This is a genomic window from Neorhizobium sp. BETTINA12A (assembly GCF_023006485.1).
Taxonomy (GTDB): Bacteria; Pseudomonadota; Alphaproteobacteria; order Rhizobiales; family Rhizobiaceae; genus Neorhizobium.
Window position 1 is genome coordinate 12,449 of sequence record NZ_JALBGW010000045.1, and the last position, 19,784, is coordinate 32,232.

Sequence of the window (19,784 nt, forward strand, 5' to 3'; positions counted from 1 at the left end):
TAGAATGCGCATCCTTGTCGTAAACCCGAATACCACCGCCAGCATGACGGCGACGATCGCCGATTCCGCAACCCGCGTCGCCAATGTCGGCACCGAAATCCTTGCCCTCACCTCCTCCATGGGACCGGTCTCGATCGAGGGTTATTATGACGAGGTCTTCGCGGTGCCCGGCCTGCTGATCGAGATCGCCAAGGCCGAGAAGGCCGGTGCCGATGCGGCGATCATCGCGTGCTTCGACGACACGGGCCTCGACGCCGCACGGGCGCTGGCCAATATTCCTGTGGTCGGCATCTGCGAAGCGGCTCTGGCCACGACCGCCTTCATCGCCCAGCGTTTTACAATCGTCACTACCATGGAACGCTCGCGCCTGCCGCTCGAACATCTTGTTCATCGCTACGGCATGTCCGGGCGATGCAAGGTGAGGGCCGCCGATATTCCCGTCCTCTCGCTGGAGGACCCGAATTCCAACGCCCGCGACCGGCTGCGCAGCGAGATCGCGACGGCGCTGCGCGACGACAAGGCGGAGGCGATCGTGCTCGGCTGTGCCGGCATGGCCGATCTGACGGCCGAACTCCGCCGCGAATTCGGCGTACCTGTGGTCGACGGCGTCGCGGCAGCGGTGAAACAGGCCGAGGCGCTGGTGACATTGGGCTTGTCGACGGCCAAGCGAGGCGCTTATGCTTCGCCGGTCCGCAAGCCCTATATAGGTCTGCTCGAAGATTTCGAGCCCGGGAAACTCATCGCCAAATGAAAACCCATCCCACCATTCGCGCGCTCACCTCCTTCGAGGTCGAACAGCTCGTCGACTGGGCGCGGATCGAGGGCTGGAATCCGGGCCTTGTCGATGCGCCGGCTCTCCATGCCGCCGATCCTCAAGGTTTCATCGGCTGTTTCGTGGACGGCCAGATGGCAGCCGGCATATCCGCGGTCCGCTACGGTTCCGATTTCGGCTTTATCGGCCTTTACATCACCCGCCCAGATTTTCGCGGCAAAGGTTTTGGCAGAAAGGTCTGGGATGCGGGCATGGCGCATCTCGACAGCCGGACGATCGGCCTCGACGGCGTGCCGGAACAGCAGGCAAACTATGGCTGCATGGGCTTCGAGCCGGCCTACGAGACGTTTCGCTGGAGCGGCAGCCTTGCTGGAAGCCGCAATGCCGATGTGGCCGCGATCACCGATGATCTCGTAGCCGCCATTCTTGATTATGACCACGCTTTCTTCCCCGCTGAGCGCGATGCCTTCCTGACCGCCTGGCTGAAGCCGCCGCGTGCCGCCAAGGTCCTCGTCCGCGACAGCGATATCCGCGGCTATGCAGTCTGCCGCAAATGCCATGACGGTTATAAGATCGGCCCATTGTTTACGCAGACCGCTGACGACGCGCAAACGCTGCTGAACGCCTGCGCCGCGGAGATCGGCGACGAAATGCTGCACGTCGACGTACCCGCCTCGCAGACGGAATTTTCCACCTATCTGGAGGCGCATCGTTTCGTGAAAGGCTTCACGACCGCGCGGATGTATCGCGGTACGGCGCCGGCGGTGCGTATGCCGGGCGTGTTCGGAATTACCACTCTCGAACTCGGCTGAGGCGGCATCCCAACGCCCGGACGCCGCTCGCGTTCACGAAAACCAGCGACTACCAGAGTTGGGTGTGCCGGTTGACATCCTTGTAGAGCAGATAACGGAAACGTCCCGGACCACCCGCATAACAGGCCTGCGGGCAGAAGGCGCGCAGCCACATGTAGTCGCCGGCCTCCACTTCGACCCAATCCTGATTGAGCCGGTAGACCGCCTTGCCTTCGAGCACGTAGAGGCCGTGCTCCATGACATGGGTCTCCATGAAGGGGATGGTCGCGCCCGGCTCCAACGTGACGATGTTGAGATGCATGTCGTAACGGACGTCGGACGTATCGAGGAAACGGGTGGTTCCCCAGCGGTCGCCCGTGTCCGGCATCCAGGAAATCGGATGCTCGTCTTCATGGGTGAAGACCGCCGGCGGAGCATCCAGCCCCTCGACCGCCTGGAAGGCCTTGCGGACCCAATGGAACTTGACGGGCGCCGTGGCCCGATTGCGCAGCTTCCATGGCGATCCGGCCGGGATATATGCAAAGGAACCGGCCCTCAGCGCATGATCGCTTCCGGCGAACTCGATCGACAACTCGCCCTCGACGACGAAGATCGCCGCCTCGGCGCGGGTATCGGGTTCCGGCCGGTCGCTTCCGCCTCCAGGCTGAACCTCCATGATGTATTGCGAGAACGTCTCCGAAAACCCCGTCATCGGGCGGGAGATGATCCATGCCCGGGTTCCCTGCCAATGGGGAAGCAGGCTGGCCACGATATCGGACATGACGGTTCGGGGGATGACGGCGTAGGATGTCGTGAAAACAGCCTTGCTGGAAAGCAGTTCGGTCTGCGGCGGCAGGCCACCGAGTTTCGAATAATAATCTCTGTTGGTCATGGGTCTGTTTTGCGGTCCAATTTCGCGGCGTCTGACACGCATATGCTTTAAGCGCCGCGCATCTCTAAGCAACTAAAAACTCGACCTCGGATGCCACGGCTCCGATATTTCCGCTCATGTCGCGAGCGTCCACGCCATGCCAGCGAGTGCGCAGGCGAGCAGCGTGGTAATCACCGAGACTCTGAACCGAAAGATCGCAACTGCGGCCGCGGTCGAAAGGACAGCGGCCGGAAGGACGATCGAACCGAGGACCGGTATGTCGAGCCAAAACGCTCCCAGACGGACCACGTGGACTTCTTCGAACAGCGTATGCAACGAAAACCAGATGGCGAGGTTGAGGATCACCCCGACCACCGCCGCGGTGATCGCCGACATCGCTCCGGCAAGCGCGATGTTGCCACGCAGCTTTTCGATGAACGGCGCGCCGAGGAATATCCAGAGGAAGCATGGAACGAAGGTGACCCATGTGGTCAGGATGGCGCCGAGGGTCGCCGCGATCATCGGGTTGAGCGCTCCGGGATCGCGAAAGGCGCCCATGAAGCCGACAAACTGCACCACCATGATCAGCGGTCCGGGTGTCGTCTCTGCCATGCCAAGGCCATCGAGCATCTCCCCAGGCTTCAGCCATCCATAGTGCTGGACGGCCTCCTGCGCCACATAAGCGAGAACCGCATAGGCCCCGCCAAAGGTGACGACTGCCATCTGGCTGAAGAAAAACCCGATTTGGGTGAAGACGTCATTCGAACCCAGGACCCACCACAATAAGCCGATGGGTATGATCCAGAGTGCGAGAAGGATCGCCGAGATGCGAAGCGACCATGAGAGGTTGGAGCGCGCGTGAGCCGGCGTCCCCTCTCCGAGAAGCGAGTCGGCGTCTGAAAGTGTAGGGCCACCGGCCGTCTTGTGGCCGCCCCCGACCTTGAAAGACGCAAGACCGAACCTGCTGCCGCAATAACCGACGATGCCCGCAGTCAGAACGATCAACGGAAACGGGACATGCAGGAAGAAGATCGAGACGAAGGCGGCAGCAGCGATCGTCACCATGGCATTGTTCTTGAGGGCCCGGCTGCCGATCCGGAAGACGGCTTGGACAACGACCGCGAGAACGGCAGCTTTCAGCCCGAAGAACAATCCGGCGACAACGCCTACGCTTCCGAAGGCGGCGTAGATGTAGCTCAGGCCAAGGATGGCCAGAAATCCGGGAAGCACAAACAGGATGCCTGCAACCAGTCCGCCCGCGGTCCGATGCATCAGCCAGCCGATATAGATCGCGAGCTGCTGGGCTTCCGGTCCGGGCAAAAGCATGCAGTAGTTGAGGGCATGAAGGAAGCGGTTTTCGCCGATCCACCGCTTCTCGTCGACAATGATCCGATGCATGACGGCGATTTGTCCAGCCGGTCCACCGAAACTGAGAGCGGCGATACGGACCCAAACCTTGAAGGCCTCGCCGAAGGAGACTCCATGGATATATTCGCTTTTCTCGCGATCCGCGGACGCATCTCTGATGACCTCGGCCATTTTAAGCTCCCTTCTTCACCGAAGGCCAGTTATGGGTCTCCTCGGTAGCATCGCGGCACCAGCGATAGAAGGCGTCGTAGAGAAGCATGCCAGCCTCAAGCTGCTCAAGGTCATCGTTATACATCCGCGACAGACCGAGCGACGCCGCCAGCAACCCTGGCGCCTCTGGGGCAAGGTCGGGTCGCGCGGTGTCGGCCGCCCTGACGATGGTTGCAAGACGCAGCAACGCATCACAGGTCAGCCCGAACTCCTCGACCATGACGTCGAACGTGCAGAGCTCGCCCCGGTGGCTCCAGAATACATCCTCGATATCGAAGGGCGTCGCACCGAACCGGCTGCCAACCATCGAAACCTCGGATGCCGGCACATAAAGAAACAATGCGTCCGGATCGATGAAACGCCGGATCAACCAGGGACAGGCGATACGGTCGATCTTCGGCCGGGCGCGCGTCACCCAGACGGTTCGACCGTGGTCGTCGCGGGGAGGCAGCTTGTCCTCTGGAACCACCATCCCTCCGGCGGCCCAGGCCTCGAAGCCGCCTTCCAGGCTTTCGGCCACCACCCCTTCGTGCCGGAGATAGGCGGCGACGCCGTGGCTAAGCTTGCCACCCCTCTGGCAGACGACAACGACAGATTCAGCGTCGACGGCTCCGCTCCATTCTGTGACATTCTCGTGCTTGCGGCGGACGGATCCCGGTACCAGCCGCGGATCGAGCGCGAAGTCTTCGTCCGTGCGGACGTCGATGATGAGCGGTGCGCCGGGCGTACCGACAAGGCGGTTGAGTTTTTCAGGAGAAATTTCGAGAAATGACGGCATAACGCGTCCTCCCTGGTTTTGGGTTGAATGGACGCGATTCTTCGGCTGACGCCTCGTGGGGTGATCGCAACCCCATTATGAGATGGTGACCGCGTGCGCGACGACTGTCAAGCGACTACCACGTCTGGCCGCGATATTGACACGGTCATTCTTGCTTACGTCCGCTCTCGAATTTCTCTCGCCAGCCTCGGCGAGGCGGCGTCACGAGCGATTCCCAGCCGCAACGGTGTACGGGCGAATGCTTCCAAAAATGCCGCCAGACCCGCAACCGTCGCTTCGAGGATCAAGGCGCCGTTTTCCATGGTAGCCTTTGCCGGATCGCCGAAATAACCGCAGTCGTCCGCCTGGAAGATCGGCGGCCAGCCTGCCCCGAACGCGGTGATCGGATCGCCCGTGTGGCCCGGCGCGATCCAGGGCTGCACTAGGCGCGCCGGAAGCCCTTCGATCGCCGATCGGACCCGTTCGCTCGCTTCCGGAGAGGTCAATGCCATCGTCAACGCCGCCTCCTGTTCGCAGGCATGGCCGGTGCGCGGCAGTGCGCCCTTCAGAAGCGGCAACCAGTCCCTCTCGCCCGGTGCGAAATAATCGACCATGCCAACCGCATATCCATCGGTCACCATCTGGGCGCAGAGCGAGCGCAACGGCGCCGAGTTGCCCCCATGACCGTTGACGAAGACGACGCGCGGAAATCCGGAATCCAGGATTGACCGCGCGGTATCGGAAAGAACCGCCAGATAGGTTTCCAGCCGTAGGCTGATCGTGCCCGGATGGCTGAGGTGATGCGGCGAGAAGCCAACGGAAACAGCGGGCGCCACGACAATTTCCACCCTGGTTACGCGGCTTGCCGCGAGTTCGGCAACGGCGGCCGAAAGCAGCGTATCTGTCTCCACGGGAAGGAAGTCGCCGTGCTGCTCGATCGCACCCGTCGGCACGACGACCAAAGCACCGGCATCCCGCTTCGCCGCCAGCTCTGCACGCGTCAATTCGGCCCATATGAATGAAGACGGCGCAAAATGCCTGGGTGCAATGCCTGTCATGTCCGGAACCCTCGCGGCTGGAGTAGCGGGCGGCAGCTTATCCCCGCCCGCACGGAAATTACATGTCGCCCGCTTCTTTCGAAGGGTTGGCGCAGACGGCGATCACGAGGCCGGCCTCGCCGATGATGTGGCGGTAGCGGTAATTGACGGGCAGGTACATCGCATCGCCAGGCTTGAAGATGTGCTCCTCGCCGGTCTCCTCAACGATCTGCTTGGACCAGCCATGCAGGCAATAGAGGATCACCTCATGCACGCCATCACCCTCGACCATGGTGTCGAAGTGCGGCATGTAAGTGGTGATGTGGAAGGAAATCGACGAGCCGTGCAGCTTCTTTGTGACCAGCCGGTGGCTGAACTCCTGGCCCGGATGCACCCAGGTCAGCGCCACCTGTTCCTGGCGCGACCACTTGATCTTGCCGCCAACCGCTTCTTCGCTCATGTCATGACTCCTTGGTTCGCAGAAAATTGAATTTCCAGACGTGTGGCGGCTCTATCGGAACCGCGCTTCGAAAGCGTCCCGGGCCTCCCAGACCGGCAGGATGAGATGCGGTCCTAGTCCGGATATGCGGCTGAAGGGAATCGGTCGCGGCGCGGTCAGCGGCAAGGTCAGGTCCGCGTCCGCCATCCGGCCGGCAAGCCAGGGACCAATTTCTCGTCCGAGAGCCGTCGTCAGCGCTACGCCGCGGCCGTTGCAGCCGATCACCGCATCGATGCCCGGCTTGATGCGCATCATCCGCGGCAGGAAATCCGGTGTACCGGCAATCATCCCGGTCCATGAATATTCCACTCTGACTTCCGGGAGATCCGGAACCATGCGGCGAAGACGATTTGCAAAAAGCCTGCGGGCCAATGCCATTCGTCCGGGCAGCGGTGGCACCATGCCCCCGGTCACCAGTCGGCCGTCCGGAGACCAGCGCAATGCGAACGTATGACGGCGCGTATCGGCAACCGGGGCCATGTCAGGCAACAGTGTCTCGCGAAGAGGCCGCGGCAGCGGCTGGGTAGCGATCTGGAACACACGAGCGGGAATGATCGACGCACGCAACTCCGGCAACAGGTTGCCGATCAGCGCGTTGGTGGCCATGAGCACGCGGCGGGCGCGAACCTCGCCAGCGGCAGTCCGCACGCGCCAACTCTGCCCATCGGGTTCGATGCTCTTTGCGGGACTGTCGCCGAACAGTCGTACTCCCGCCGATATGGCAGCGCGCGCGAGCCCGTACGCATAGGCCAGCGGCGTGATCTGGCCACCGGACGCCACGCGGATTCCGCCATGCAGCGATGGAAGTCCAGTGCGCTTGAGCATGGCATCGCGATCGAGCCATTCGGCGTCGACGCCGGCGTCCAGCAGCCGCGGCATACGGCCATGAAGCACCCCTTCCGCCGCACGCGAATGCGCCGGCTGCAGCCAGCCGTTCTGCACGGCGTCGCAGTCGATCTCGTGGCGCTCGATCAGGTCGAACACCGCCTTGCCAGATTCGGCGACGAGTTTCAGCAAGCGTCCCGCATGATCGGCGCCGAGTGCCGCCACGACCTCGGCAGGCCCCAGCGATGTTTTGAGGCTCGGAACCACGAAGCCGGTATTGCGCCCGGATGCACCGAAGCCAGGTTGATGACTTTCGAGCAGAACCACGTCAAGCCCCGCCTCGGCGGCATGCAGGGCGGATGAAAGGCCGAGGAACCCACCACCCACCACCACCACGTCAGCGGTGATCGCGTCCGCCAGCTTTGCGCATCTGGGCGCAGCTGGCGTGATCGCCTCCCACAATGACCCGATTTCCATCATCATTCCTGTTCATGCGGGACCTTGGCCCAGCGCTAGAGGTTAATCAGATCGTATCCCCGCCCTGTCGCAAGCGCCTGGAACAGTCCCTGGCGGGTCTGCTCGTTGTGACGGATCATGATTTCCCGTGCAGCCGCCTGGTCACGACGGGCCAGGGTTTCGACGATCTGGTGGTGCGAGACGCTGGTCTCGTTGTTCACGTCTCGCAGCTGGGCGCCGAGATAGAAGAAACGTTCAAGCGCATCGATCTGATGGGTCAGCAGCTGGACGAGCCTTCCATTGCCGGTAGCTTCCGCAATCGCCAGATGGAATTCACGGTTGGACCTTATGAACGTAGCGAGGCTGAGCTGCTCGCCTTGATTATAGGTGGCATCTGCAAGGGAGTTCAGACGATCTATCTGCTCCCCCGTCAGCCGGGTGCAGGCGAGTTCGGCAGCGCCTGCTTCCAGAATGGTTCGCACGTCGAACAGTTCATCCATGTCGGCAAACGTGATCGGCGTGACCTGGTAGCCGCGGCGCGGAAAAGATCTGACCAGTCCCTCCTGCCGCAAGGCGGCCAACGCTTCGCGGGCCGGCGTCTTCGATATATTGAAGCGCTCCGCGATTTCAGCTTCGTTCAGTTCCTGACCCGGACGGATTGCGCATGTCAGAATCTGGGTTCGCAGCGCATCGTGAACCTGTTCCATCAGCGATGCCGGCTTTGCCGGCTGCACCACCCGACGCTTCTTCCTGATTGCTGTTACCTCAGCCATGGGCTCTCCTATCTGTAAGTCGGCCTTTCAGCCCGCAATCCGACGATCGCTCCGGCAGATATGCATGTACAAAACACAATCGAAAGGCGGCGTTTTTACCCGATGGCCAATTCCACATGGCTTATCCCTGATTATCCTTCACGAGACAGAAAAGCGCGGAAGTAATCCGGCGCATCATCGCCAAAAGCCTGATCGCGCGGCAAATCCATCAACAGGCGGCCGCGCTCCATATAGGCGATGCGGTCGGCGATTCGCCGGGCAAATCCAATCTCGTGTGTCACGATCACCATCGTCAAACCTTGTCCGGCCAAATCCGCCATCACGCCCAGGACGCCTCCGACGGATTCCGGGTCCAGAGCGGATGTCGGTTCATCGAAGAGCACGGCATCGGGCTTCATCGACAACGCCCGCGCAATGGCAACGCGCTGGCGCTGTCCACCAGACAGTTCCACGGGATAGGAGTGCAGCTTGTCCTTGAGCCCGACCTTGTCGAGCAGTCTGTCCGCGGCAGCAAGCGCCTGCGTCTTCGGAATGCCGAGCAGCCTGCGAGGGCCTAAGGCCACGTTCTGCCGAGCCGTCATTGTGGGAAACAGCGCGAAACTCTGGAACACCATGCCGAGGCGACGGCGACGCTTGTCCAGCATGTGTTCCGGGCGCGCGATGCGACGGGCCGCATCGACCCAGGGCAGGCTTTCGCCAGCAAGCAGGACATCGCCGCTATCCGCAGGCTCGATCCAGTTCAGCGCGCGCAGCAAAGTGCTCTTGCCCGACCCCGACGGACCGAGGACCACCACGACTTCGCCTCTGCCGACGGAAAGCGAGACATCGTCCAGTCCCTTGATCGGCCCGAAGCTGCGGGTGAGGTTGCGCGCCTCGAGCACCGGGTCGCGACGAGACGGCGCATCCGGTCCCAGGTCGCCTCGCACTACGGTGCGCTCGACGATCGGCGGCGGTGCGGATACGTGACTGGACGTCTTCAGCGCGACCGCCTTTTCGATCCGGTGCTGTATGAGCGTCCAGATCGTCAGGATGACGAGATACCAGAGCGCGACGGCCAGATAGACTTCCAGCGCGCGGGTGGTCGATTGGGCGAGTTGCTGGGAGACGCGCAGGAGCTCGGCGAAAGAGATGGCAGCAAGCAGCGACGTGGCCTTGATCATGTAACTGAAATTGTTGCCGAGCGGTGGTATGATTGCCCGTATCGCCTGCGGGAACACCACCTTAAGGAAAATCTGCCAATGATGAAGCCCCAGCGCCAGGCCTGCCTCGCGCTGATCGCGCGAGACGGACATCAGGCCGCCGCGCACGATATCGGCCATGCGAGCCCCTTCGTTCAGGCCCAGTGACAGCAGGCCGGTGGCGATCAGGCTCAAGGGAACGCCCATCTGCGGCAGCGCGGAATAAAAGAACAGGATCTGCGCGAGCAGCGGTGTGCCCTTGAACAGCCAAAGGAAGCCGAGTGCCGGCCAGCGCAGCAGCCTGGGCGCCGCCAGCATGCCTGCCAGGACGAAGCCAAGACCCGTGCCAATCGTCTGAGCGACGACGGCAACCCAGATCGTCACCCAGGCCGCCTTCAGCAACAGAGGCGACTGAAGGATATCCAGGAATATGCCGGCGTCGAAACCCACGAAATCAGACCCTTCTCACAACCGGCAGGTAACCGGGCCTGGTCTGGCGCGACGGATCCACCGCGTAGCGCGAAACGCCGCGCACGGTGCCGCCCGTAGGCAGATCCAGCGGAGACACCAAACCCGGTTCGGCATCGGCCAGCGGCACGATCGTGTTGGCCATGATGTTGGCCGCGCCGAATAGCGACTGCATGGCAGGCTTGATCGACATTTTGACAGGCATAGCGCCATCGATCTCGATCCGGTCTTCCTCGACGAGGTCGAACTTTTCCGGCTGGTAGTACATGGCAAGCGAGGTGCTGAGCACCTCCCTGCCCTGATGTAGCGCCCGGGCACGCTGGGTGATGCCGATGACGCGGCCGGGCGGCAGGATGCCGAGTGTCGGATCGCCGCTATCGACTTCGAAATCGGCCGTCTCGAGATCCCATGCCTCGGTGATCTCGTCGATCTCCAGATTGAGGGCATCTGCGATGCGGATCAGCGATTCCGGCGCACCCATGTGACCCTCGACGCGGCCATTGGCGATGCGGCGGTTGAACTCCTCGGGCGTCAGACCGTATCCGACATGCTCGATATCCCCCGGCCCCGTGCCGGTGACGTCAATGCAGCGATGGATGGTCAGACGCTTTACGGCGCTGGTGCCGCGTGCCAGAACCAGCGGAAGCACATCGTAGGAAAACCCGGGATTGATGCCGGTGCCGGTGATCGACACGCCGCTGGCCCTCGCCGCACTGTCCAGCGCTTCAGCAAACTCGCCATAGCGAAGGCCGGGATAGAACATGGATTCGGCAGCCGACACCACATTGAGGCCCGCATTCAGGGCATCGAGCAGTTGCTCCTTAATAAGGTGAGGCTTGGACTCCGTCATGTGCACCAGCACGTCCGGTTTCCCTGAAATTCCGGCGAGTGCCGAAGCGAGATCGCCGACAATCTTTACGCTGCCGAAACGCTGGTAGCCCGTGACGTCGGCCAGCGTGCGGCCGATCTTCGCGGCATCGGTATCGATGGCGGCAACTATCTCGACGGTCGGGTAGTCGGCTTCGAGTACGCGCAGCAGTCGCCCGCCCATGGCGCCGACGCCGAACAGAACAGCGGTCTTCATTCAGTTTCTCCGGAATACGAGTATCTCAACCTTTCGCCACCGGGGTCGCGACGTTGGTCATGTTTCGTTTGACGCTGCCTGCTGCGGCGTAGCGTTCGAGTTGGCTCTGCACGATGATCCAGGCGGAATACATCAGCAGGTACCAGAAGGCCGCGACCGCATAGAGTTCGATGACAGCGTAGGTTTCGTTGATGGCGGTTCGCGTGACGCGCAGAAGTTCGCTGAAGGAAATGACCGAAAGAAGCGATGTGGTGCGCATCATCGAGGAAAATTCGTTGCCGAACGGCGGCAGGATCAAACGCACCGATTGCGGCAGGATCACGTGCAGCATGGCGCCGAGCCAGCTCATGCCCATGGCCCGGGCGGCCTGCATCTGGTCGGGCGGCACGCTCTGCAATGCGCCGCGTATGATCTCGGACATGTAGGCGCCGGAGTAGCAGCCGAGGCCGATCAGCCCCGCCTCCAGCACCCCGAGCCGGATGCCGAGTTGGGGTAGGCCGAAATAGAGAAGGAAAAGCTGGACCAGCGGCGGCGTGCCGCGCCAAAGCCAGACCCAGGTCCCGGAGAGTATCCGCAAGGCCCTGTGCCGCGACAGGGCGCACAACGCCAGGATCAACCCGATGACGGTTCCGATCGCCTGCGCTGCGATCGCGACCAGCAGGGTGACGCCAGCCACGGTGGCAAACCGTGGCTGAGCCAGATAATGCAGGAATGTCTCGACCGAGAACTGCATCGTCAACCTATATCAGATCACTGCGGGTTGAGGACGAATGCATCGACCGGAGCCACGCCCCACTTCTCGACGATCTTGTTGTAGGTGCCGTCCGCGCGCATCGCTTCGAGCGCCTTGACGATCATGTTCGCCAGATCGGTATTGTCCTTCAGCGTCGTGATCGCAAGGCGGTTGGCCGCGTTGCCGGTGAACGCCATGTCGAAGGGCGCCTTGCTGGTGGAGATGTAATAGGCTGCCTGCGGGTCGTTCAGATAGGCCGCATCGACCTGCTTGGTCACGGCCGCCTGGATGGCTTCCGAGTTGGAATCGAAGGCGCGAATGTCGATCGCCTTCTTTCCGGCGGCGACCATGCGGTCGCTCTGCGCCTGCAGGTTCTTGTTGGTCGTGCCCCCGGCTGCGACCGAGACGACCTTGCCGGCCAGGCCATCAAAGCAGGCATTGTAGCTGGCCGGCATGCCGATCTTGCCTTCGCACGAAATACCGCCCGGATTGCCCTTCGGCACCATCATGCCTTCACCCCACTGGACGTAGGCAATCATGTTCATGATCTTCAGGCGGTCCGGGTTGATGAAGATCGCGGTGCAGAGGCTGTCAAAGCGCTTTGCCTGGAGGCCGGGGACCAGGCCGGGAAACGCAAGGTTGGTCCATTCGACTTCCTGCCCGAGGCGTTTTCCGATCTCACCGCACATGTCCACATTGAGGCCGTCCTTCTGGCCATCGGTACGGATGAACTGGTTCGGAGCCGCGGCGAAATCTGCGGCAAACGAGATCTTTCCCTTGGTGAGGGTCGGTTCCGCCAGCGCGGAGGTCGCCGTCATGGCAAGGAAAGCAAGGCACAGTGTTTTTTTCATCATGTCATTCCCCTTTTTTGTTGGTTCGATTTTACTTACTGATTTATTTCCACGTATTGCGCGCCGCGCCTAAGCCGCAGCTTGCACCAGGAACCGGCGGCCTGCGTCCGGTAAATCCGTAATCCATCAGCCCAGCTCCGCGAGGCGTGTCTCCTGGCGGCGAAGCAGCCGCTCCACTTCGGCCTGCGCCAGCGCATCCAGCTGCGCGCCGGGCTGGCGTTGCGCGGCCGAGGCTATGGCGCCACGCTTGGCCAGCACGTATTTGCGAACCGCAAGCCCGACGCCGGGCTGCTGCTCGTAACGGACGAGCGGCAGGTAGGCATCGAAGAGATCCTGGGCACGATCCATCTCGCCGCGGCCCGCCAGATCAGTAACCTGCACCAGCATTTCCGGGAAACCGAAGCCGGTCATGGCGCCATCGGCGCCGCGCGCGACCTCTTCGGGGAGGAAAACGCCACCATTGCCGCAAAGCACGGAAATGCGCCGACGACCCTTCTTTTCCGCATCGCGAAGCTTGGAGATTTTCGACAGGCCCGGCCAGTCCTCGTGCTTGAGCATGACGATCTGCGGAAGGTCGTCGATCAGATGGCCAAGCAGTTCGTCGCTGATCTGCACTGTCGTCGCCAGCGGGAAGTCCTGAAGCACGACCGGCACGTCGCTGCCCAGGAAGCCACAGGCCTGGCGGTAGTAATTCAGGATCTGCGCGTCCGTGCGAAGGCTCATCGGCGGCGCGATCATCACGCCAGCAGCACCCTGTGCCATCGCCTCGTGGCTGACTTCGGCGAGAGCTGCAAGACCGGGCGACGAGACGCCGACCACGACCGGTTTGCCCTGCGCCCGTGCGATGACGCGCTGGATGACTTGTCGGGACTCGGTGCCCGTCAGCTTGGGCGCCTCGCCCATCATACCAAGAACGGTCAGACCATCGGCACCTGCCTCCAGGTAGAAGTCTGTCACGCGGTCGAGGCTATCCAGATCGAGCGATCCGTCATCCTGGAACGGCGTGACCGAGATCACGAAGACGCCGCGCACCTTTTCGTCAAGAAGCGCCATCGTTAGCCCCTTTCGGTCGCATACCAGCCGGCGGTGGCGCGCGGTACGAATTGTCCGCTGCCGGGGCTGTTGAGAATGCCCTTGCCGTCCCAGACGAGCTGCCCGCGCAGCCAGCTTGCCGCCACGCGGACCGTGAAGGTCTCGCCGTGGAAGGGGCTCCACTTCAGGCCGTCATGAGAGGCCGTCTCGTCCCAGACGAACGAACCCTGTTCGAGCGCGACCAGGTCGGCATCGCGGCCGACGACGATCGCGCCCTTGCGGTCGTCGATGCCGAAGAAGCGGGCGGGACGCTCAGCCAGATATTCGGCACTGAGGCGCGCAGCGTCGAAGCCACGCGCTTCGGCAGCCGTGAAGAACGCCGGGAAGAGCGTCTCGAGGCCAGGAACGCCTGCACCTGCATCGAAGATCGAGTCGGTCAGCTTGTTGTCGATCGGCCAGCTCGAATGATCGGAGGAAACGAATGCCACGAGGTCGTCGGAAATCGACTGCCACAAGCCATCGATCGCAGCCGAACGGATGGGCGGGTTCACCTTCATCCGCGCTCCGAGCCGATCGCCGTCGCGCGCGGCATCCAGCCAGAGATAGTGAACGCAAAGCTCGCCTGTTGCCGCGGCACCAAGTCCGGCGACCGCTCCGGTCAGGCGAAAGCCCGCTTCCGTCGTCAGATGGACCGGATGGACATGCGCGCCGCTTGCAAGGCCGAGAGCCAGGAACTGGCCGGTCGCCGCCAGCTCGGCCGCCTCCGGCCGTGCTTGCGCATGCGCGACGATCCCGTTGCGGCCAGCCGCCTTCGCCTGTGCGATGCGGGCCATGATGATCTCCTGATCCTCATTGTGCAGCCCGAGCGGAATGTGCGTCGAAGCCAGCGACTCCATCAGGTCGAGCGTGAGGTCCTCGGCGATCCGCGGGAAGCGCACGGGATTGCTCTCGAACGACGAGATTTTGAAGGCGACCACGCCGCCTTCGATCAGCGCCGCCAGGTTGGCCGTGCCCGTCTCACGGGTCGCCGTTCCATAAAGCGCCATGTCGGCATGAGAATGCGCTGCGATCGCTGCGACCTTGGCATCCAGACGCTCCGGCCGATCAAGCGGCTCCGGATTGTCATAAGGCATGTCGACCAGCGTGGTGACACCTCCTGCGATCGCCGACCGCGTCGTGTCGGTGATGCCGGGGAGGCCCTTGTAGCTTGTTGCATGGGTTTGGCCATCCACCGCACCGGGGAGGATGAGCGCGTTCCCACGGTCGTCGACGCGCGCGGCTGCAGGCGCTTCGCCCGTTCCGACAGCGGCTATGCGACCGCCGGAGATTGCTACCCAACCGTTTTCCAGGGTGCCATCCGGCACCACAACGCGACCCTTGACGACAAGCTCCATCGGATCAACCCTTAGCAAAATATTGGAGATCGAGCGCGTTGATCGCGGCCGCAACGGCCGCCTGAACGGGATCGACAACCGGCACGCCCAACTCCTGCTGCAGCACGGGACGATGACCGCCCATGCCGGCACAGCCGAGGATCACGACACCGGCGCCGTCCGTTTCCGCCATGACCTTGGCGGTCCGCGCGACCGACGCGCCGGCCAGGCTCAGGTCGTTGGCTTCCGCCACGGACATGTTGACAGCCCTGTCCGCTGCGAGACGCTCAGTCAGGCCCAGCCGTTCGATATGAGCCGCATGGCGAGCAACCGAAGAAGCCCCGAGCGAGACGACACCGAAGCGCGGCGCAAGCTGCAGCGCGGCATAATATGCAGCCTCTGCGATGCCAACCACCGGTCGGTTCGTCGCCGATCGCGACGCAGCGACACCGGGATCGGAAAAGCAGGCTACGACGAAGGCATCCGCATCGCTTGCAGCGATCGCGTCGACGACCATAGGCGCGACAAGCGCCACATCCTCATCGGTCTCGATGCCGATCGGCGCATCGGGTAGGCGATCGCATACGATCATGTGCTTCGTCACCGCCTGCAACGGCGCGATGCTCGCCGCGATTGCCTCGGTCACCTTCGCCGAACTATTCGGATTGAGAACAAGAATTTTCATCAGAACCCTATCTCGATAACCGCAACGAGCGTCCGGTATCTTCTGTAATATGTCAACTGATATTTTTATAGGGAGTTTTTTGAAAGATGCATGCTTTTTCATGCGCTTAGGTGGTTGCTGATTGAGCAAGTGCCTTAAAATCATGCTTATGTGAATTAACCAGGCGTAGGATTTTTCGAGTTTCCCGTGCCTGCGGTTCTCGGCCACGCTATGCGCCGCCGGTGTCGCACCCTGCAGATAGGCCGCGTCTCCGTTGTGCCGGGCAATGGTACGTCTGTTCCGTTCGCGCGAGACGAGGCTGGCGCGCGGAGGCGGTTCAGTGGAACGGGATCGTCTCGCACCTCGTCCCACAGACGCTCACTTCTCTTAAGGACGGCAAGGCCGGCTGGACCCAGGGGATACAGCCGGAGCGCTTTAAGTGATGTCGGTCGGGAAGACTATTTGTCGTGCTGTTGCGGGAAAAAGGCCTTCCGAGTCTCTTCGTCCACGTCTGTCTTGAAGACATGCGAGGCCTTCAACGTCAACGCCCTTTGCACCGCCGGACGTGCCGCCATAGTCTCCATGAAGCGCTTGACGGCCGGAAAGTCGGAGAGCCCCTTTTCTCCGAAGATGTAGCCCGCCGAAGCCGCCCAACCCCACAAAGCCATGTCGGCGATCGTGTAGTCGTCGCCTGCCAACCAAGATGACCTGCTCAGCCGCTCGTCCAGAACTCGATAGGTCCGGATGACTTCGTTCAAATAACGGTTCTTGGCATAGGGCAGGTCTTCCGGCGCATAATGAATGAAATGTATGGCCTGACCAGAATAGGGCGACAGCCCTGTCGCAACCAGTTGAAGCCAGGACAGCATTGCCGCCTTCCCTGCAGGAGTCATGTGAACGAACTTGCCACGCTTCTCCGCGACGTAGAGCAGGATAGCGTGGGAGTCGAACACGGTGACATCGCCATCGATGAGTGCAGGCACCTTACCGTTTGGATTAACCGCGCGGAATTCGGGCGTATGCTGCTCTCCCTTGGAGATGTCGATGGGTGTTACGTCGAAAGATTCGTCAAGTTCATGCAGCAATACTGCAACCTTCATGGAGTTCGGTGTCGCGTGGAAGAACAGGTTCATTTCAGGCATCCGTTGATTGAGAGCACCGCCATCGCCTGATGGCCGCCATCGACAAAAATGCATGGCAGCCGTCCGATCGACCAATCGATTTGGTCGATCGGTCATATGATGCGGCTCGATTTCTCGCACACATCCCGGGCCGAACTCTTTGTCAGTTCGGCCCGGGATGTGTGCGATCGAGCCCACCGGCTACGCTTTCAGCCTCACAGACGTATGATTTTTGTCGATGCCTGCGATCGCAAGAGACGATTTCCGCGGGATCGGATGACCCGGTAGATGCTGGCTATCGAGCATCGAAAGGAGCAAATCATGATCTCGCGTACACTTCTCGCCGGCGTCGCGGCAATTTCCATCCTTATCTCCAGCATGGCTTTCGCAGGAAGTGCCGCGCCACCCGTCGGCAAGTCTGAGATTGTCTTCACTGCCGACAAGAACTACTCAGAAAGCGCGAGCTGGTCGTCTAAGCAGAACCGCTTCTTTGTTGGATCGGTCACCCACGGGACCGTTGGTACCGTAACGCAGGACGGCAAGTACAAGCCGTTCATCGAGGACGACAAGCTTGTCTCGACTATCGGCATTCTGGTCGATGATGCACGCGACACACTCTGGGTTGCCAACTCCGATCCGGGTGCGGGCACACGCACAGCCGCTGCGACCCAAGGCACGCTCGCGGGAATCGCCAAATACGATGCAATCACCGGCAAGCGCCTGGCATATTACGACCTCGGCCCCTTGACCGAGGGACCACACTTCGCGAACGACCTGGCGCTCGACGATGAAGGCAATGCCTATGTCACGGACAGCTTCGCTCCGGTCATCTACAAGATCGATACCACCGGCAAAACGAGCATCTTTGCGCAGAGCCCGTTGTTTAAAGATGCAGAAGGTTTCAACCTCAACGGCATCGCCTACCATAAGGGCGGCTATCTTCTTGTCGGAAAATACAATTCCGGTGACCTGTTCAAGGTGACGATTTCGAATCCGACAGATATCCGACGGGTCGAACTTGCAGGATCGCTGAAGGGCGCGGACGGGTTCAGCCTCCCGGATGGTGAGCGTCTTTATGTGGCCGTCAACCTTGGGATCGATAAGACGATTGAGCTGGTGTCGACTGACGACTGGAAGACGGCCAAAGTCGCTCGCGAAGTGAAGAGCGTTCAATCCATGCCAACTGCCCCGACCAAGGTCGGGAATGCCGTCTGGGTGCTAAACTCGCGGCTCGACACCCTCTTCAATCCGAAGGCCGATAAGGTGAGCGACTTCACGCTGCAGAAATTTTGACATTTCAATGGGCCGGAGCGGCGCTTTGGCCCGTCTACTCCGCCGTTGTGGCCTTGGCGGTCAACAAGACGAGTTTGCGGAACCACATATGTGCCGGGTCCGTTCGAACCCTGGGATGCCAGAATAGATTCATACTGAATGTCGATATCGGAAGGGGCGGCGGGAAAAGGTCGAGGGTATCCTCGAATCTCTCCAGGAAGCGCTTTGGCAAAGTACAAATGCAATCCGTGTTAGCCAGCACCAAAGGCGCAAGCCCGTAGCTCTGAATCGATACCGAGACCCGACGTTCCCGCCCCATTTCGGCCAGAGCGTCATCGATCATTCCGGCGAAATGGCCGCCGCTGGTCGAAATCAGCAGGTGGTCGGCGTCGCAGAACTCTTCCATCGTCAATGGCTTATTTCCGCGCGGATGTCCGCGCCGCTGCGCGGTTACAAATTCTTCCTGGAAAAGTGTCTGCCCGATCAATTCTTCTGCCGCATCCTCCGCTGCTCCCACGAAAAGGTCGATATCTCCTTTCTCCAGGTGCTCCGCGATCCGCGCCTTGTTCGGCAAGGTGAATGCAATTTTCGCGAATGGCGCTTTCGCTTGCAGTACCGGAATGAGATCCGGGGCCAAGATGGCGGCCGGGTTGTCTGTCGCCGCTATCCGAAAAATCCTTTTGGTGGTGGCCGGATCAAACGAATGAGCGGTGTTGACGAAATCATTAAATCTTTCGAGCAGCCGGGCAAGCTCCGGCTCCAGCGCAGAGGCATGTGGCGTCGCGACCATTCCACGACCGGACGCTGCCGGAATGAAAAGCGGATCGTTCAGAAGCTGTCGTAAGCGCGTCAGTCGGGCGGATAATGCCGATTGCGTTATGTTCAGCCGCGCCGCCGCGTGCGTCACGTTCTTTTCTGCCAAAAGCGCTTCCAATGTAACGAGGAGGCCAACGTCAAAATCTGAAATTCTTTGGCTCAAGTGAAGTATCCGTCATGCTATGGTTGCTGCCAGCAAAGGCTATTGGACATCCGATTGCCAATCGCGCCTTAACGCCCGGCAAGAGCAATAACATTTTAACTGCGAAGTCCGTTACGGGATCGACCGCTCTGCTCGGGTGGGAGTCCGCGAATGCATTTTTTGGCGTGTGTGGCGTGGCTGCGCTCTCGATCTGGGGAAAGCGGCCGAATGGTGGCATGTTGCAATTGTACCGGTCATCAGACACGCCTTCTCGGGCGTTGCCGATCAATCAGCCGTGGACTACGCGCCGGCTGGCCCTGAGGGGCCTATTTCCCGCTACCGCGACGCCCGCAGGCAGGCCATTGCCATGGCCGCCTTGGAAGACGGTGGCAAGCCTCAAGCGTGAGCCGAGAGCGTCCGACGGAGGCTACGATTGCAGGTGACCTGGGAAGCAAGTTTCCTCCGGGAATTCGGAGAGTCCTGGGTTTTCTCGTGGAGGACGAGGGCTGGTTGGGAACGGTACAATATCCATCGACAACAAAAAAACTCCCGGAGCGATTGCTACGGGAGTTTGGGGAATTTGGTTGCGGGGGCAGGATTTGAACCTGCGGCCTTCAGGTTATGAGCCTGACGAGCTACCGGGCTGCTCCACCCCGCGTTATAAGCTTTTTGCCGAAGGCAAAATAGCGAT

At 61.3% G+C, this 19,784-nt stretch carries 19 protein-coding genes and 1 tRNA gene; 3 read left to right on the forward strand and 17 right to left on the reverse strand.

Features of this window, described 5'->3' with window-relative positions; translation table 11 throughout:
• Positions 1–4 precede the first annotated feature (4 nt).
• Entirely contained in the window at positions 5–751 is a 747-nt protein-coding gene (locus MOV61_RS13835; RefSeq protein WP_247136965.1) for an aspartate/glutamate racemase family protein, read from the forward strand.
• Positions 748–1,584 carry a GNAT family N-acetyltransferase gene (locus MOV61_RS13840; protein WP_247136966.1) on the forward strand — a complete coding sequence of 279 codons (837 nt, stop codon included), beginning with the start codon at positions 748–750 and terminating at the stop codon, positions 1,582–1,584. Before MOV61_RS13835 ends, MOV61_RS13840 begins: the two co-directional genes overlap by 4 nt.
• A gap of 49 nt (positions 1,585–1,633) precedes the next feature.
• Here the strand turns inward: MOV61_RS13840 and MOV61_RS13845 are convergent, their stop codons facing one another.
• The 15 genes from MOV61_RS13845 to MOV61_RS13915 form a co-directional block, all read right to left on the reverse strand.
• On the reverse strand, positions 1,634–2,455 hold the full coding sequence (locus MOV61_RS13845; protein ID WP_247136967.1) for a bifunctional allantoicase/(S)-ureidoglycine aminohydrolase: 822 nt from the start codon (positions 2,453–2,455) through the stop codon (positions 1,634–1,636).
• A gap of 114 nt (positions 2,456–2,569) precedes the next feature.
• Positions 2,570–3,973, reverse strand: coding sequence for a chromate efflux transporter (gene chrA, locus MOV61_RS13850; RefSeq protein ID WP_247136968.1), 1,404 nt, complete (start codon positions 3,971–3,973; stop codon positions 2,570–2,572).
• A 1-nt stretch (position 3,974) separates the two neighbouring features.
• Positions 3,975–4,790 (reverse strand): chromate resistance protein ChrB domain-containing protein, encoded by an 816-nt coding sequence (locus tag MOV61_RS13855; RefSeq protein ID WP_247136969.1) that lies wholly within the window; start codon positions 4,788–4,790, stop codon positions 3,975–3,977.
• Positions 4,791–4,945: 155 nt separating this feature from the next.
• On the reverse strand, positions 4,946–5,773 hold the full coding sequence (locus MOV61_RS13860) for a creatininase family protein (RefSeq protein ID WP_247136970.1): 828 nt from the start codon (positions 5,771–5,773) through the stop codon (positions 4,946–4,948).
• 112 nt (positions 5,774–5,885) lie between these two features.
• Positions 5,886–6,266 (reverse strand): hypothetical protein, encoded by a 381-nt coding sequence (locus MOV61_RS13865; protein ID WP_038547517.1) that lies wholly within the window; start codon positions 6,264–6,266, stop codon positions 5,886–5,888.
• Between the two features lie 51 nt (positions 6,267–6,317).
• On the reverse strand, positions 6,318–7,613 hold the full coding sequence (locus MOV61_RS13870; RefSeq protein ID WP_247136971.1) for an FAD-binding oxidoreductase: 1,296 nt from the start codon (positions 7,611–7,613) through the stop codon (positions 6,318–6,320).
• Positions 7,614–7,642: 29 nt separating this feature from the next.
• Complete coding sequence (locus MOV61_RS13875) at positions 7,643–8,359, reverse strand: GntR family transcriptional regulator (protein ID WP_247136972.1); 717 nt, start codon at positions 8,357–8,359, stop codon at positions 7,643–7,645.
• Between the two features lie 131 nt (positions 8,360–8,490).
• Positions 8,491–9,987 (reverse strand): amino acid ABC transporter permease/ATP-binding protein, encoded by a 1,497-nt coding sequence (locus MOV61_RS13880; protein ID WP_309493809.1) that lies wholly within the window; start codon positions 9,985–9,987, stop codon positions 8,491–8,493.
• A 4-nt stretch (positions 9,988–9,991) separates the two neighbouring features.
• A complete protein-coding gene (locus tag MOV61_RS13885; RefSeq protein WP_247136973.1) occupies positions 9,992–11,089 on the reverse strand; it encodes a hypothetical protein in 1,098 nt (365 codons plus the stop codon).
• 25 nt (positions 11,090–11,114) lie between these two features.
• Positions 11,115–11,822 carry an amino acid ABC transporter permease gene (locus MOV61_RS13890; protein ID WP_247031943.1) on the reverse strand — a complete coding sequence of 236 codons (708 nt, stop codon included), beginning with the start codon at positions 11,820–11,822 and terminating at the stop codon, positions 11,115–11,117.
• Positions 11,823–11,839: 17 nt separating this feature from the next.
• Positions 11,840–12,676: an ABC transporter substrate-binding protein gene (locus MOV61_RS13895; protein ID WP_247136974.1), complete on the reverse strand. Its 837-nt coding sequence runs from the start codon at positions 12,674–12,676 to the stop codon at positions 11,840–11,842.
• Positions 12,677–12,799: 123 nt separating this feature from the next.
• The gene (locus MOV61_RS13900) at positions 12,800–13,726 is read right to left on the reverse strand and encodes a dihydrodipicolinate synthase family protein (protein WP_247136975.1); all 927 of its coding nucleotides are present in this window, start codon (positions 13,724–13,726) and stop codon (positions 12,800–12,802) included.
• Between the two features lie 2 nt (positions 13,727–13,728).
• On the reverse strand, positions 13,729–15,099 hold the full coding sequence (locus MOV61_RS13905; RefSeq protein ID WP_247136976.1) for a dihydroorotase family protein: 1,371 nt from the start codon (positions 15,097–15,099) through the stop codon (positions 13,729–13,731).
• Between the two features lie 4 nt (positions 15,100–15,103).
• Entirely contained in the window at positions 15,104–15,970 is an 867-nt protein-coding gene (locus MOV61_RS13910) for an aspartate/glutamate racemase family protein (RefSeq protein WP_247136977.1), read from the reverse strand.
• A 230-nt stretch (positions 15,971–16,200) separates the two neighbouring features.
• Positions 16,201–16,875: a glutathione S-transferase family protein gene (locus MOV61_RS13915; protein ID WP_247136978.1), complete on the reverse strand. Its 675-nt coding sequence runs from the start codon at positions 16,873–16,875 to the stop codon at positions 16,201–16,203.
• Positions 16,876–17,151: 276 nt separating this feature from the next.
• Between MOV61_RS13915 and MOV61_RS13920 the strand changes: the two genes are divergently transcribed.
• The gene (locus MOV61_RS13920) at positions 17,152–18,156 is read left to right on the forward strand and encodes a hypothetical protein (RefSeq protein ID WP_247136979.1); all 1,005 of its coding nucleotides are present in this window, start codon (positions 17,152–17,154) and stop codon (positions 18,154–18,156) included.
• Between the two features lie 34 nt (positions 18,157–18,190).
• Here the strand turns inward: MOV61_RS13920 and MOV61_RS13925 are convergent, their stop codons facing one another.
• Positions 18,191–19,114 carry a LysR family transcriptional regulator gene (locus MOV61_RS13925; protein WP_051899904.1) on the reverse strand — a complete coding sequence of 308 codons (924 nt, stop codon included), beginning with the start codon at positions 19,112–19,114 and terminating at the stop codon, positions 18,191–18,193.
• A 560-nt stretch (positions 19,115–19,674) separates the two neighbouring features.
• Positions 19,675–19,751, reverse strand: a tRNA-Met gene (locus MOV61_RS13930).
• Positions 19,752–19,784 lie beyond the last annotated feature (33 nt).

What these genes read in the sequence shown, in the direction of transcription:
- MOV61_RS13865 (WP_038547517.1), bottom strand. Translation starts at nt 6,266, where the DNA reads ATGAGCGAAGAAGCGGTTGGCGGCAAGATCAAGTGGTCGCGCCAGGAA.
- MOV61_RS13895 (WP_247136974.1), bottom strand. Translation starts at nt 12,676, where the DNA reads ATGATGAAAAAAACACTGTGCCTTGCTTTCCTTGCCATGACGGCGACC.
- MOV61_RS13900 (WP_247136975.1), bottom strand. Translation starts at nt 13,726, where the DNA reads ATGGCGCTTCTTGACGAAAAGGTGCGCGGCGTCTTCGTGATCTCGGTC.
- MOV61_RS13920 (WP_247136979.1), top strand. Translation starts at nt 17,152, where the DNA reads ATGCTGGCTATCGAGCATCGAAAGGAGCAAATCATGATCTCGCGTACA.
- MOV61_RS13870 (WP_247136971.1), bottom strand. Translation starts at nt 7,613, where the DNA reads ATGATGATGGAAATCGGGTCATTGTGGGAGGCGATCACGCCAGCTGCG.
- MOV61_RS13855 (WP_247136969.1), bottom strand. Translation starts at nt 4,790, where the DNA reads ATGCCGTCATTTCTCGAAATTTCTCCTGAAAAACTCAACCGCCTTGTC.
- MOV61_RS13835 (WP_247136965.1), top strand. Translation starts at nt 5, where the DNA reads ATGCGCATCCTTGTCGTAAACCCGAATACCACCGCCAGCATGACGGCG.
- MOV61_RS13915 (WP_247136978.1), bottom strand. Translation starts at nt 16,875, where the DNA reads ATGAACCTGTTCTTCCACGCGACACCGAACTCCATGAAGGTTGCAGTA.
- chrA (WP_247136968.1), bottom strand. Translation starts at nt 3,973, where the DNA reads ATGGCCGAGGTCATCAGAGATGCGTCCGCGGATCGCGAGAAAAGCGAA.
- MOV61_RS13875 (WP_247136972.1), bottom strand. Translation starts at nt 8,359, where the DNA reads ATGGCTGAGGTAACAGCAATCAGGAAGAAGCGTCGGGTGGTGCAGCCG.
- MOV61_RS13905 (WP_247136976.1), bottom strand. Translation starts at nt 15,099, where the DNA reads ATGGAGCTTGTCGTCAAGGGTCGCGTTGTGGTGCCGGATGGCACCCTG.
- MOV61_RS13845 (WP_247136967.1), bottom strand. Translation starts at nt 2,455, where the DNA reads ATGACCAACAGAGATTATTATTCGAAACTCGGTGGCCTGCCGCCGCAG.
- MOV61_RS13890 (WP_247031943.1), bottom strand. Translation starts at nt 11,822, where the DNA reads ATGCAGTTCTCGGTCGAGACATTCCTGCATTATCTGGCTCAGCCACGG.
- MOV61_RS13885 (WP_247136973.1), bottom strand. Translation starts at nt 11,089, where the DNA reads ATGAAGACCGCTGTTCTGTTCGGCGTCGGCGCCATGGGCGGGCGACTG.
- MOV61_RS13840 (WP_247136966.1), top strand. Translation starts at nt 748, where the DNA reads ATGAAAACCCATCCCACCATTCGCGCGCTCACCTCCTTCGAGGTCGAA.